Genomic DNA, 14,907 nt, shown 5'->3' with positions numbered 1-14,907 from the left:
GGAGCTGTTAAAATTGAAATTCTCTTTAATCATGGCTACTTGTGGCAGACGTGATGATATTCTTGACTTACTAAAATCACTTGAAAAACAAACTTACCAAAACTTTGAACTCATCGTAGTAGATCAAAATGATACTCCAATCTCGGATCTCTTTGATGAATATAAAGAAAAATTTTCTATTAACTACATTTATACACCTATTAAAGGGTTATCTAGAGCTCGAAATACTGGATTAAAAGTAGCGGATGGCGATATCATCGCTTTTCCAGATGACGATTGTATTTATGAAACAAATGTTTTAGAAAGTATATTAGAAACTTTCAACTCTAATAACGATGTTCAGTTTATATCAACAAACACTACTAATGTTGAAGGAACTGGTTCTTTAATACTTGCACCTAATACAGACATTATTCTTAATAACAAATATGGATTTTTAGGTCCATCTTTTACACTATTCTTTACAAAACAATTTGTACAAGATGTAGGTACATTCGACGAGGATTTAGGTGTTGGCTCTGGAACGATTTATGGAGCTGGTGAAGAAACCGACTTTGTTCTACGCGGTATGAAAAAAGACCACACTGGTTTATTTAGAAAAGATCTGTTCGTATACCATCCTGTAAAAGAAGAAGTTATAAATGAACAATCATTAAAACGTGCCATTTCTTATGCTGGCGGTTTTGGCAGAGTGATTCGCTTACATTATGGATTCCCTTATTTCTTACGTGCTATTGCTGCTGCCACATTCCGTATGACACAAAATATTTCTAATGATAAACGTAAATTCCATGCAAATCGTTTACGCGGGATTATTCGTGGATATTTAAAATAAACTCATATGAAAAAGGTGTAACCATTTCTATGAAATGGTTACACCTTTTATTTCTTTTGCATAGATAAGATTGTTTCCTCTAATCCTTCGCGATAAGATGTTTTAGGTACTTTCCCAATGAGCATTTCATATTTTTCTCCACTTAATACAACCGGTTTTTCTGTCAAATAGAGCATTTCTACATATTCTTTCATCTGCTTATCAAATAAACCCATTAACTTTATTATTCCTCTTTTTACGGTCATAACTTGTTTTGTATATCCCGTCAATTCGCGTATATATTGCATCATCTCTTCTCCGGTAATGACACCGCAACCTGGTATGTTCCACTGTTGTCCATAAGCCTCCTCACATAACGCTAATTCAACCATCGCTTTTGCACCATCTGGCGTAAAAATATACTCGCGTGCAATTCTCTTATCTCCAACAAAGCTAGACACTTTATTTGCAAGTACGCCATGTAAAGTATGATGAACAAGTGTGCTTTCCGCATTTGGACCGTAAAAATCAGGAAAATGAGCAATAAACATTTTGACGCTACTCTGCTTTGCCATCGCTTCAAGTTGTAATCGTATTTTCCCCTTCTTCGTATGAGGATTCTTTTCAGCATCTTCTTTAACCAGCCTTTGATTTTGCCTTCCATATGCATAAATATTATCAACGATCCCTAACTTACTATCACTCTCTTTTGCTACTTCCAATATGTTTCTTAATAGTTTATGTTGCTTCTTTTCCCAATCTGAATATGGGATATTTACAGCATGGAATATAACATCTACACCTTTCGCCGCATCTATTATATCCTCTTTTACAAATACATCTCCTGCTACTGTTTGTATATGTTCCTCTCCTTGAAATAAATTCTCCAACTTCTCCTTATTTCTTGCAAAGGCAACTACATCAATCCCTCTATTACATAACTCCTTTGTAATCGCATATCCCATTGCTCCTGATGCTCCCAGTACTAACGCTTTTCTCATCATAAGTTCCCCCTCTAATTAATTAACCACTGTTCAATTAATAACAAAAAGAAAATCACCTACATTAGAAGCGATTTTGAAATAAACTCTACATGCACTTGAGCAAGCCCCTTTAATTCTTCAAATGTTTGCCCACTTCCGCAATAATGTGCGACAAACCCATGTAATGATAAAAAGACAGACCATATCGTCATTGTATCTATTTTTTTATTACATAAAGAAAAAACAACCTTTGCAAATTTTTCATAACTAACATTTGGGCCGTCTGCCAAACATTCCTTTAACTCATCGTTTTTAATTAAAAACATAATTTCATAATGACTTTGATTTTTCAAACCAAACTCTATAAAACCAAATAAAACTGCTTTTAACTGCTCTTCTCGAGATAAGTTTCTTTTACTAATTTCATCTAACTTTTCATTTAACAATTGAAAGTCTTGTTCTACCATCGCATAAAAAAGTTCAGCTTTATTTTTAAAATGGTAATAAATTGAACCATGGCTATACCCTAGTTCCGTCGCAATTTTACGCATTGAAGTGTGCTGATATCCCTGTTGTACAAATAAATTTCTTGCTACGTTCATAATCATTTCTCTTGTTAACTCTTGTTTGACTGCTCTTCTTGGCGACATTTTTTATACCTCACGATTTAATTAACCACTGTTCAATTATATTATATATTTTTTCCAAAATAATGCAACTACTTATTTGAAAAAATATACATTTTTGAAATGATAGCATTATATCGAAGAATTTAGTATCATGATTCAAGACACTATTTAGAATTGAACGGAGGACATTATGAGCTTATTAACTGTTGAAAAATTAGGCCATACATTTGGTGATCGTACATTATTTAAAGATGTATCCATGCGCTTACTCGCAGGAGAACACGTTGGATTAGTTGGAGCAAACGGTGTTGGTAAATCAACATTTATGAATATAATTACTGGTCAACTTATCCATGATGAAGGCCGAGTTGAATGGACACCTGGTACAAATTATGGTTACTTAGACCAACATACAATTTTAACACCTGGCCGCACAATTCGTGACATATTAGCAGATGCGTTTTTACCTTTATTTGAACAAGAAAAAGCTTTAAATGAAGTTACAGAAAAAATGGGAACTACTACACCTGAAGAATTAGAAGAGCTTCTTGAGCAAATGGCAGAAATACAAGATGCTCTTGAAGCAGGGGGTTTCTATTTATTAGATATGAAAATTGAGGAAGCAGCGCGTGGTCTTGGAATTGACGCAATTGGTTTAGATCGTGATGTTGCCGCATTAAGTGGTGGACAACGTACAAAAGTGTTACTTGCAAAATTACTACTTGAACAACCAGAAGTATTACTATTAGATGAACCTACCAACTATCTAGACGTTGAACATATTCATTGGTTAACAAATTATTTAAAAGAATATCCACATGCATTCCTATTAATTTCCCATGATACGGAATTTATGAATAAATGTGTCGATATTATTTTCCATCTAGAGTTTACAAAAATGACGCGTTATACAGCGACATATGAAAAATTCCTAGAACTTGCGGAAATTAATAAAAACCAACATATTAATGCTTACGAAAAACAAAAAGAATTTATTAAAAAACAAGAAGATTTTATTGCGAAAAATAAGGCTCGCTACTCAACGACAGGTCGTGCAAAGAGTCGTCAAAAACAACTCGATCGTATGGAACGTATCGATCGTCCTGAAACAGCAATTAAACCTGAATTCTCATTTAAAGAGAGTCGTGCAAGTAGCCGATTCGTCTTTGAAGGAGAAAATGTAGAGATTGGATATACACATCCGTTATTACCAAAATTAACGATGACAATCGAACGTGGTGAAAAAATTGCAATCGTTGGATGTAATGGGGTCGGTAAGTCAACACTATTAAAGACAATTTTAGGTAAGATCAAACCATTAAGCGGAAAAACAAGTCTTGGTGACTTCTTAAATCCATCATACTTCGAACAAGAAGTAAAAGCTGATAATATAACACCAATTGATGATGTTTGGAATACATTCCCTAGCATGGACCAACACCAAGTACGTGCAATGCTAGCAAAATGCGGTTTGAAAAATGAACATATTTCTCGTCCACTGAACCAATTAAGCGGTGGTGAACAAGCAAAGGTTCGTTTATGTAAGCTAATGGGAGAAGACAGCAACTGGTTACTATTTGACGAGCCGACGAACCACCTTGATGTTACAGCAAAAGAGGAACTAAAAAAGGCGATGAAAGCATATAAAGGAACAATTCTTCTTGTATGCCATGAACCGGACTTTTATGAAGATTGGGTAACAAAAGTTTGGAATATAGAAGAATGGGCTCAGCAAAAAGCTTAATTCTTAATAAATATCCCCTTACATGGTATATCAATTATACAAGGGGATATTTATTTTTCTCGATAAGCTGTCCTTCCAAACACATGTAAATTCTTATCCTTCAAATTTTAAAAATAAAAAACAATTGCTTCCAAAAGGTTTCATATGCTCCCTTTTGAAACAATTGCTTTTTTTATTTATCCTCTTACTATATCTACATCTCTTTTTTGTTGTATATATAATTAATACCAAAAGCAGCTAGAAGTATCATAGGTATTGTAGCTGAATAATGATATCTCGGTGCCACTTCTACTATCATTTGTGCCATTGTTAGCCCAATTGTATATAAACAAATAATGAAAAGTGAAGATTTATTTTTGTTTTTTATAGCTAATAATGCTCCGAACAATGAAGTAGCTAGTAAAAAGTAATAAAAAACATTCGTTATTATATTATATCGTACTTCATGATCTAGTCCTGGCCCTGCATATGAGACAGCTTGACTATCGTTACCTAAAAAGATAATAAATTTATCATAAAATAGTTTCCCGAAATCTATATTATCGTTTTTTATCCTCTTTTTAGCTTCTTCCAGCATTTGTTTTTGAGCATCGTCTGCGCTCCATCCTGGTTTATCACTGTAATAAAATAGTAGGTCTGAATCGGCTTGGTTCCATGATCCTGAAGCCGCCTTATTAAATCCTACATGAATATTGTACCCTGGTACTGATGCTATATCTTCACCTAAACGTAATGTTATATAATGATTTATTGCCGAAGAGAGCATTAAGTATGTAATAACGATAACACCTACATATGTTATCTTGTTAATAAGCATCTTTTTATTACCGATATGTTTTGTATCTATAATAAACATCCATATTGCTAAAGCTATAATTGGTACTGCTGCAATTGGCCTTACCATATTCATTAAAGCAAGTAATACAGCTAATAGAATTGAGTACACAACAATCTTTTTAATAGTTATATTTTGGAATTTCTCATGAATAACTAACATAATTGCCCAAGTTAATAACAATATTGTACAATAAAACGGTTCTGAAATTGCAAACATATTATAAATTGTTTGCGATGGCAAGAGAATCCATAAAACACTCGCTGTTATAGCTGTTCTCACTCCACCAATTTTTCTAGCTATAAAATATATTAATCCCATTGATATTGTAGTTAAAACAACATTAATAATAGGTGGAATCATATAGCTTGACCCGAATATTTTTAGAAAAACACTTAAGAATGAAGCATAACCAAAAATATGTGGAAATAACGCTACATATCTACTGCTAATAACAAAATCTTGTCCTAACGCCTCTGCAGTATAGAAAAAGGTTGCATAATCACCAATTGGATGAATCTTGTAGGTAAGAATCCATGCCGATTTAACTATTACACAAAGAATTAACAATGCCGAAAGACATATTTTCTCGTTTACTCTTTCAAGATATAGCGATCCCTTTCTAAGTATAAAGTTTCCGATTGTACATAAAAATAAAAATCCGACTAGTATCATTACATAATTATATTTTCCAGTATTTGAGAAATAATCGAAAATTAATATAGCAACGAAAAAACTATAAATGCCATATACAGCACGCGTAGAAAAAGTTGATAACCCTGTTGAAAACCTTTCCACCAAAACTCACTCCTTAAACTATTTATAAAAAAAAAAATTATATTTTCCCAAAATATAATTTTATAGTGTCTATTCCTATCCATTCTATACTCTTTGATTAATGACGCACATTCAAAAAATATATTTGAATTACACTACCTGCTACTATACCTTAATATAATCATAATTTCCATATTTGATTTTATATTACGCAGTATTCAAATTATAAATAAAAATTCCTTAATTATTAGAAAAACTATTCTATAATTTCAAAATAACATCCATTTAAAACATATAACACCTTAATACAAACTATGTTATAATTGGTAATTGTGAAATATAAACAATAACGCTGTTCACCTATTTTATTTATATATTCTATAAAAATGAGGATAATATTATGGAAAAACTCTTAAAGTTTGGTTTAGTAGGAATCTTTAATACACTCATTACAATTATTAGTTTTGGGATATTGGTAAAGCTCGGGATGAACTATCTTGTTGCGAATACCATTGCCTATTTAATTGGTGTTGCCAATAGCTATTATTGGAATAAAAATTGGGTGTTTAAACCTAATAATAAAAGCACGTCAATGTTCTTTAAATTTCTAACTGTAAATTTAATTGTATTGGCTTTTAATACATTATGTTTGTTTATATTAGTAGATAAACTTACCTTTAATGCATTTATTGCACAAATCTTCGCAATTGGTGTTGGAATGGTTATAAATTTTATCCTTAATAAAATTTGGACATTCAACCAAACTGAACAGGCTACCAATTAAACTTAAGCAACTTATTAAAACTACGGAGGATACAACATGGAAAAATTAATTTCGGTTGTAGTTCCTATGTACTTCGAGGAAGAAGTAGCACAGGAATGTTATAATCGTTTAAAGTCCGTTATGCTTCAAAATAATATTAATTATGAATTTGTCTTTGTAAACGATGGCAGTACAGATCGTACAATGGACATTTTATCTGAGATTGCAGCAAATGATTACCGTACAAAAATTGTTAATTTTGCACGTAACTTCGGACACCAAGTAGCTGTTACAGCGGGTATTGCTGCTGCAAAAGGTGACGCTATTGTAATTATAGATGCAGATTTACAAGATCCACCAGAAGTTATTCCTGAGCTTATTGCCAAATGGGAAGAAGGATATGAAGTTGTTTATGCAAAACGTAAACAACGTAAAGGTGAAACTTGGTTTAAACTTTTAACTGCTAAATATTTCTATAAATTCTTAAACTATATGTCTGATATCGATATCCCAAAAGATACAGGTGATTTCCGAATCATCGATCGCAAAGTTGCTGATGTGTTCAATCAAATGACAGAACGAAATCGCTTTATTCGCGGTATGATGTCTTGGGTTGGCTTCCGCCAAACGTATGTTGAATATGAACGTGACGAGCGTTTTGCTGGTGAAACAAAATATCCATTAAAGAAAATGATTAAATTTGCATCAGATGGTATCATTGCCTTTTCGACAAAACCGTTACGAATTGTTATGTCTTTAGGCTTATTATCAGTTCTCATTTCTATAATTGTCTTGCTGTATACAATTACTGTGAAAATCATCGGTGATGGTACTCAAACAGGTTGGGCATCCATTATGGTTGCTATTACATTCTTTAGCGGTATTCAGTTACTTGGTCTTGGAATCGTCGGTCAGTATATTGCTCGTATTTATGACGAAAGTAAAAACCGTCCGATTTATATCGTGAAAGAGACAATCAATATTGAACAAGAAGAGGCTGCACAGAAAAAAGAAAAAGTGAATGCATAATAAAAAAGGTAACAATGAAAACTATCATTGTTACCTTTTTATATTGTAATACCCCATAAGTCTCAAACGGAACTCTTTTAAATTTGGGTATACATCTAAATTAGACAACATCCCTTGAATGACTGGGACCCTTGGATTTGGCAATCTCATTTCTGCCTCTAAAACATCTAGCGTAATAAGTAATTCATCATCTTCTAATTGATCAGCTAATGTACGCTTAAAAACAATTATTTCTTTTAAAAAATGCTCCTTAACTTGTTCTTTAATAAGCTCTGATTTACAAAGAAACTCTCCAAGCCTTTCTTCATGTAAAACAGGTTCTTCCGAAGATTCTATAAGTCCATCTACTAAATGATCCACCCTTTTTAAAATAAAAGCCGATACATAGGACAAATCAATTTCTGGCGCTTGTAAAATAATTAATTCTAAATATCCACGGCAGATCCCTTCTACCATAATTACTAAATCTAATAAATACGGCATAACCTTGTCACCATAAATAGACAACAAACTATTTCGATAAAATGCATGAGATTCCAATTTCATCCGCATCATAAATTCTTCTACTTCTTTATTAAATGGAATAGCATTTTCCCTCGCATGCATAATAATAAATTCCTTATGCTTTTGTATATCATTAAACTGGCAGCACAATTGTTTTTCAAATTTTTCACGCGGTAATAGTGATTCTTTTTCAATATCCATCATTTTATTTTGAATCTTGTCATAATAATATCGAAGTGTTGCTAATAAAAGCTCATCTTTCGATTTAAAGTATAAATAAAAAGCTCCCTTAGATATACCACAGGCTGTCACAATTTCCTGCACTGATGTCGCATTTACACCCTTAGTCGCAAATAACTTCATAGCCATCTCTATAATTAAGCGCTCTTTTTCTTTCATATCTTCTCTCCTACGTTTAATCTCGCATCATATTATAAACTCGAATTTGATTTTATTATACCATCTCTTTTCATTGACTACTGACCAATCAGTCAGTTATATTATGTATTAGACTGACCAGTTGGTCAATACGATATAAAGGGAGCGCAAACATGAACAAAATCATCAATTTCTCATTAAAAAATAAGTTCGCAGTTTGGCTACTAACCATTATTGTTACCATTGCAGGGATATATTCTGGGCTTAATATGAAACTGGAAACAATTCCTGATATTACAACACCTGTTGTAACAGTAACTACGGTTTATCCTGGTGCTACACCAGAAGAAGTAGCTGACAAAGTTTCAAAACCGATGGAAGAGCAATTGCAAAATTTAAGCGGTGTAAACGTTGTGAGTTCATCATCTTTTCAAAACGCATCTTCTATTCAAGTAGAGTATGATTTTGATAAAAATATGGAAAAGGCCGAAACAGAAATTAAAGAAGCTCTCGCGAATGTGAAACTTCCTGAAGGCGTAAAAGATCCGAAAGTTTCACGAGTAAACTTTAATGCCTTTCCTGTTATTTCGTTAAGTGTAGCAAGTAAAAATGAATCTTTAGCTACGTTAACAGAAAATGTAGAAAAAAATGTTGTTCCAGGATTAAAAGGACTTGATGGTGTTGCATCTGTTCAAATTTCAGGTCAACAAGTAGATGAAGTACAACTTGTTTTCAAGAAAGATAAGATGAAAGAATTAGGTTTAAGTGAAGATACTGTAAAAAATGTGATTAAAGGATCGGATGTATCTTTACCACTTGGCTTATATACATTTAAAGACACAGAAAAATCAGTTATTGTAGATGGAAATATTACAACAATCAAAGCATTAAAAGAGCTAAAAATCCCAGCTGTACCTTCAGCACCTAGCGCTCAAGGTAATCAAAATGCTGGAGCCGGTGCACAAACGCCGCAAATGAATCCAGCCGCTATGAATGGAATTCCAACAGTTACATTAGACGAAATTGCTGACATTAAAGAAGTTGGGAAAGCAGAATCTATTTCTCGAACGAATGGAAAAGAAGCCATTGGAATTCAAATTGTGAAGGCTGCTGATGCAAATACGGTTGATGTTGTAAATGCTGTGAAAGATAAAGTAAAAGACCTTGAGAAAAAATATAAAGACTTAGAAATCATCTCAACCTTCGACCAAGGTGCACCGATTGAGAAATCAGTTGAAACAATGCTTAGCAAAGCAATTTTCGGGGCTATCTTTGCGATTGTTATTATTATGTTGTTCCTACGAAATATCCGAACAACATTAATCTCTGTTGTTTCTATACCACTTTCTTTATTAATTGCTGTTTTAGTTATAAAGCAAATGGATATTACGCTTAACATTATGACGCTTGGAGCAATGACAGTCGCTATCGGACGCGTTGTCGATGACTCAATTGTTGTTATTGAAAATATTTATCGACGTATGTCGTTATCAGAAGAGAAACTACGCGGAAAAGATTTAATTCGTGAAGCTACGAAGGAAATGTTTGTCCCAATTATGTCTTCTACTATTGTAACCATTGCTGTATTCTTACCTCTTGGACTTGTAAAAGGTATGATTGGTGAAATGTTCTTACCATTCGCCTTAACTATCGTCTTCGCTTTATTAGCATCGTTACTAGTAGCAGTTACAATCGTACCAATGCTAGCTCATTCTTTATTTAAAAAAGAGAGCATGAGAGAAAAAGAAGTACATCATGAAGAGAAACCAAGTAAATTAGCAAACGGTTATAAACGCATACTTGCATGGGCTTTAAATCATAAAATCATTACATCAAGTATCGCTGTCCTTCTATTAGTTGGTAGTCTCGCACTTGTGCCGATTATCGGTGTAAGCTTCTTACCTTCTGAAGAAGAAAAAATGATTATTACAACATACAATCCAGAGCCAGGTCAAACATTAGAAGACGTTGAAAAAATTGCAACGAAAGCTGAGAAGCACTTCCAAAATAATAAAGACGTCAAAACAATTCAATTCTCATTAGGTGGCGAAAACCCAATGAGTCCTGGTCAATCAAATCAAGCAATGTTCTTCGTTCAATATGATAACGATACGAAAAACTTTGAAAAAGAAAAAGAACAAGTCGTGAAAGATTTACAAAAAATGTCTGGAAAAGGCGAATGGAAAAACCAAGATTTCGGAGCAAGTGGCGGTAGTAATGAAATTAAACTATACGTTTACGGAGATAGCTCGGAAGACATTAAGCCTGTCGTAAAAGATCTTCAAAATATCATGAAGAAAAACAAAGATTTAAAAGACATAGACTCTAGTATTGCAAAAACATATGCAGAGTACACTTTAGTAGCAGATCAAGAAAAGCTAAGTAAAATGGGTCTAACGGCCGCTCAAATTGGAATGGGTCTTTCTAATCAACATGATCGCCCTATTTTAACAACAATTAAAAAAGACGGTAAAGATGTAAATGTATATGTAGAAGCTGAAAAACAAAATTATGATACAATCGATGATTTAACAAATCGAAAAATTACAACACCACTTGGCAATGAAATTGCTGTTAAAGATGTGATGACTGTAAAAGAAGGTGAAACTTCTAACACAGTAAAACATCGCGATGGTCGCGTTTATGCAGAAGTTAGTGCGAAATTAACATCGGATGACGTTTCAAAAGCATCTGCTGCAGTTCAAAAAGAAGTAGATAAAATGGATCTTCCTTCTGGTGTAGACGTTTCTATGGGAGGCGTTACAAAGGATATTCAAGAATCATTCAAACAACTTGGCTTAGCGATGTTAGCTGCGATTGCCATTGTATACTTCGTTCTTGTCGTTACATTTGGTGGTGCCCTTGCACCATTTGCGATCTTATTCTCGCTACCATTCACAATCATTGGTGCACTCGTTGCCTTACTAATCTCTGGTGAAACGTTAAGTGTATCTGCAATGATTGGTGCGCTTATGTTAATCGGTATCGTTGTAACAAACGCAATCGTGCTTATTGACCGTGTTATTCATAAAGAAAATGAAGGTTTATCCACACGTGAAGCATTACTAGAAGCTGGTGCTACACGCCTTCGTCCAATTTTAATGACTGCAATTGCAACAATCGGGGCTCTTATCCCGCTTGCATTAGGATTTGAAGGCAGCGGCTTAATTTCTAAAGGACTTGGTGTAACTGTAATTGGTGGATTAACGAGTTCAACGTTATTAACACTTCTTATCGTTCCAATCGTTTATGAAGTATTAAGCAAGTTTAAAAAGAAAAAAGTAAAATAATAAAAAAATAACCTCGCAATTAGCGAGGTTATTTTTTATCTCCAAACAAGATTAGGCAATCTCCATATCCCTCTTTCTCTAACTCCCCTTTTGGGATAAATCGAAGAGCTGCTGAATTTATACAATAACGAAGGCCATTTGGTCCTGGGCCGTCTGGAAATACATGCCCAAGATGTGAATCTCCTTCCTTACTTCTCACTTCCGTGCGCGTCATATTATGACTAACATCCATTTTTTCTTTCACACTAGCTGACATCACCGGCTTCGTAAAGCTCGGCCAGCCACATCCACTATCAAATTTATCTATAGAAGTAAACAATGGCTCGCCTGAAACGATATCTACATAAAGACCTTCTTCTTTATGGTTCCAATACTCATTTCGGAATGGTGGTTCTGTACCGTTTTCCTGTGTTACATGAAACTGCATCTCATTGAGTTTTTCTTTTAAATGAGTTTTATCCTTTGGCCAATGTTGCTTAATAAAAGCATCTCGTCCCGATCCTTTACGATATAACTCATAGCGGAATGTATTTTTCTTATGATATCCTTGATGATATTCTTCAGCTGGATAAAATGTAGCAGCTGGCAATATTTTTGTCGCAATTGGCTTTGAAAATCGCTCACTCTTCGCAAGTTCTTCTTTTGAAGCCTCTGCCTTTTTCTGTTGTTCTTCATTATGATAAAAAATCACCGTTTCATAAGACTGTCCACGGTCGTGGAATTGTCCGCCGACGTCAGTTGGATCAATCTGTCTCCAATATATTTGAAGCAACTCTTCATACGGCATTTTATTTGCATCAAATGTAATTTGTACCGCTTCATAATGTCCCGTCGTTTCTGAACAAACTTCTTTATAGGTTGGATCTTCTTTATGACCACCTGTATAGCCAGAAACGACCTTTATAATACCTTCCATCTCTTCAAATGGCGAAACCATGCACCAGAAGCACCCGCCAGCAAATGTAGCCAATTCTATCTTTTCATTTACAGCCATTATTTCACCCCTATTCTATATTCTTCTTACAGTATGGCATAAGAAACATAATGTTATAAAAGAAAAAGCATCGAATATCGATACTTTTTCTTTACTTCACTCTATTTTTTTCAATATCCCTCTCCATTTCATCACTCGTTACATCTAAAACATCTAATAAGAAAATGAAGATCGGAATACCGATAATAAGTCCCCACACACCTAAAAAGTGCTCTGAGAAAATTAATACCATAAACGTATAAAAAATCGGTAAATTTGTTTTTTGGGACATAAACTTCGGATTCAATACGTAACTTTCAAGTGCATGAATAACTGTTACGATAACTAAAATATAAACAACGTACATAATACCGCCGATATTGTAAGCAATCATACAAAGCGGGAATAACGAAATAATAACCCCAGCTACTGGAATTAAACCAAGTAAGAAGATCATTAACGCTAAACCTAATAATTGTGGAAATCCTAATATCCATAATGCAATAACAGATAAAACACAGTTAACAACCGCAATTAAAAATTGTGCTTCAATTACTTTTCCAAATGAACGTGCAAATTTCTTTCCGAAGTACTCAATTTCATGATAGAAAATTGCAAGCCTGCTTTCTTTAAACTTTGCAGTAAAAGCAACGATACGGGCCTTTTCCAACAAGAAAAATAAACTTAAAATTAAAGAAAGTAAAACTTGAAGACCGAACTTCCCAACATTCGTAATAGATTTATACAAAATGTCTACGCCTTGTCCTACATATTTCGAAAGTTCCATATGATTGACAGCATTAACCGCATACTTAATCAATTCACTATCCGGTGGATTTCTTAAAAATACGTTAAATTGATAAATCAATTGTGAAATTTGTATCGTTAATACTGGTAAATATTTAAATAGTGTAATAGCAATTCCACCAATTAACATTACGTATAGAAATGCTATAATGAGTTTTCGATTAATGGGCATAAAATTATCTAATTTGTGAGAAATAAACTTTTGGAATCGATCCATTAAATACGTAAGAATAAACGTAATTAATATTAAATTCAACATACTTTGCAACCCATATAACACGAGAGCAAGTATTACTAATACGAGTAACCTCTGAAATCCTTTGCTTTGAAACAGGTTTTTTATTTGCATAATCGACGAGTACTCTCTCCTGTCCTATAAAGTAAAACGTTAATAAGTAGATTTCTCTCTATTTTCTACCTATAATTTATTCATTCATATGAAGATGAGCTATCATATAATTCCTAAAACCATACAGTAGCTTACTTCTTATTTTACAATACAATGACCTAATTCAAAACGTATTCTACACAGTATTAATGAAGATTTAAGGAAACTTGCATTTTGCTAACAATAGGTCTTACCACTACTGTAACATAAAAAGCAAGCCATCAGTAGGAATGTGTCCTACAAATAGCTTGCTTTTCTCATTTTTTAAGTAAGTTTTACTATCCAATGAATGGCATGAACATCGGTATGACGACAACTGTTACAACCCCAACTACTGTTACAGCAATACTTGCCATAGCTGCCTCTACTTCACCCATTTCAATTCCTACCGCAACACCTAATGCATGACCTGCTGTTCCAAGTGCTAGACCTTTCGCAATTGGATGTTTCACTCTAAATGTTTTTAAAAATAATGCTCCTAATGCGTATACGATAACTGCGTTAAAAATAACTGCAAACGATGTTATGGCTGGAATACCACCAATACTTTCAGAGATTGGTAATGCAATCGCTGTTGTTGCTGCCTGTGGTAACATTGAATTCATTACTGCTGTATCTAAACCAATTGCCTTTGCTACAATGAATACGACAATTACTGAACAAATAGATCCAACCACGATAGCCGATAAAATTTGCCACCAATATTTTTTTAACTTATCAACTTGTTTATATAATGGAATGGCAAATGCGATTGTTGCTGGCTCTAAGAAGAAACTAATCATTTTTCCGCCAGTATTATATTCTTCAAAAGTAAAATTACCTACCTTTAGAAAGACAATCCCTAATACCATTGCCACGAATAACGGTGTAAATAAGAAGAATCCTTTTGAGTGCTTAAATAATAATGTGCCGATTCCGTATGCGATTAATGAAACGACGATTCCGAAATATGGAGTCATTGTACTTGCCATGTTCATTACCCCCTAACAATAT

General features: G+C 33.7%; 12 protein-coding genes. 5 read left to right on the top strand and 7 right to left on the bottom strand.

The genetic code is table 11. The features are described 5' to 3' along the window. Positions 1–13: 13 nt before the first annotated feature. Entirely contained in the window at positions 14–835 is an 822-nt protein-coding gene (locus JDS92_RS20835) for a glycosyltransferase family 2 protein (protein ID WP_098710709.1), read from the top strand. A 47-nt stretch (positions 836–882) separates the two neighbouring features. Here JDS92_RS20835 and JDS92_RS20830 read toward each other — a convergent pair whose 3' ends face one another. After that, positions 883–1,818: an SDR family NAD(P)-dependent oxidoreductase gene (locus JDS92_RS20830; protein ID WP_002046064.1), complete on the bottom strand. Its 936-nt coding sequence runs from the start codon at positions 1,816–1,818 to the stop codon at positions 883–885. Between the two features lie 56 nt (positions 1,819–1,874). After that, positions 1,875–2,447 carry a TetR/AcrR family transcriptional regulator gene (locus JDS92_RS20825; protein ID WP_016107332.1) on the bottom strand — a complete coding sequence of 191 codons (573 nt, stop codon included), beginning with the start codon at positions 2,445–2,447 and terminating at the stop codon, positions 1,875–1,877. A gap of 169 nt (positions 2,448–2,616) precedes the next feature. Here JDS92_RS20825 and JDS92_RS20820 point away from each other — a divergent pair, with 169 nt between their 5' ends. Further along, complete coding sequence (locus JDS92_RS20820; protein ID WP_199632457.1) at positions 2,617–4,170, top strand: ABC-F family ATP-binding cassette domain-containing protein; 1,554 nt, start codon at positions 2,617–2,619, stop codon at positions 4,168–4,170. Positions 4,171–4,363: 193 nt separating this feature from the next. Here JDS92_RS20820 and JDS92_RS20815 read toward each other — a convergent pair whose 3' ends face one another. Continuing rightward, entirely contained in the window at positions 4,364–5,803 is a 1,440-nt protein-coding gene (locus JDS92_RS20815; RefSeq protein WP_199632456.1) for a glycosyltransferase family 39 protein, read from the bottom strand. Positions 5,804–6,182: 379 nt separating this feature from the next. Between JDS92_RS20815 and JDS92_RS20810 the strand changes: the two genes are divergently transcribed. Both JDS92_RS20810 and JDS92_RS20805 read left to right on the top strand, forming a co-directional pair. Next, on the top strand, positions 6,183–6,566 hold the full coding sequence (locus tag JDS92_RS20810; RefSeq protein WP_000413274.1) for a GtrA family protein: 384 nt from the start codon (positions 6,183–6,185) through the stop codon (positions 6,564–6,566). Positions 6,567–6,602: 36 nt separating this feature from the next. After that, the gene (locus JDS92_RS20805) at positions 6,603–7,574 is read left to right on the top strand and encodes a glycosyltransferase family 2 protein (protein ID WP_000413116.1); all 972 of its coding nucleotides are present in this window, start codon (positions 6,603–6,605) and stop codon (positions 7,572–7,574) included. A 30-nt stretch (positions 7,575–7,604) separates the two neighbouring features. Here the strand turns inward: JDS92_RS20805 and JDS92_RS20800 are convergent, their stop codons facing one another. Further along, entirely contained in the window at positions 7,605–8,477 is an 873-nt protein-coding gene (locus JDS92_RS20800; RefSeq protein WP_000659604.1) for a TetR/AcrR family transcriptional regulator, read from the bottom strand. Positions 8,478–8,629: 152 nt separating this feature from the next. On the opposite strand from JDS92_RS20800, the gene JDS92_RS20795 reads away from it, so the two are divergent. Further along, positions 8,630–11,746 carry an efflux RND transporter permease subunit gene (locus JDS92_RS20795; protein WP_001033525.1) on the top strand — a complete coding sequence of 1,039 codons (3,117 nt, stop codon included), beginning with the start codon at positions 8,630–8,632 and terminating at the stop codon, positions 11,744–11,746. A 28-nt stretch (positions 11,747–11,774) separates the two neighbouring features. Here JDS92_RS20795 and msrB read toward each other — a convergent pair whose 3' ends face one another. The 3 genes from msrB to lrgB form a co-directional block, all read right to left on the bottom strand. Beyond that, on the bottom strand, positions 11,775–12,740 hold the full coding sequence (gene msrB, locus JDS92_RS20790) for a peptide-methionine (R)-S-oxide reductase MsrB (RefSeq protein ID WP_199632455.1): 966 nt from the start codon (positions 12,738–12,740) through the stop codon (positions 11,775–11,777). 91 nt (positions 12,741–12,831) lie between these two features. Beyond that, positions 12,832–13,875 carry an AI-2E family transporter gene (locus tag JDS92_RS20785; RefSeq protein WP_001166005.1) on the bottom strand — a complete coding sequence of 348 codons (1,044 nt, stop codon included), beginning with the start codon at positions 13,873–13,875 and terminating at the stop codon, positions 12,832–12,834. A 317-nt stretch (positions 13,876–14,192) separates the two neighbouring features. Further along, positions 14,193–14,885 carry an antiholin-like protein LrgB gene (gene lrgB / locus JDS92_RS20780; protein WP_000168869.1) on the bottom strand — a complete coding sequence of 231 codons (693 nt, stop codon included), beginning with the start codon at positions 14,883–14,885 and terminating at the stop codon, positions 14,193–14,195. Between the last annotated feature and the right edge of the window lie 22 nt (positions 14,886–14,907).

Origin of the sequence: Bacillus cereus group sp. N12 (assembly GCF_016483575.1) — a bacterium.
Lineage (GTDB): Bacteria > Bacillota > Bacilli > Bacillales > Bacillaceae_G > Bacillus_A > Bacillus_A toyonensis.
Note: the sequence above shows the minus strand (reverse complement) of the source record. Positions and strands in the feature narration are given on the sequence as shown.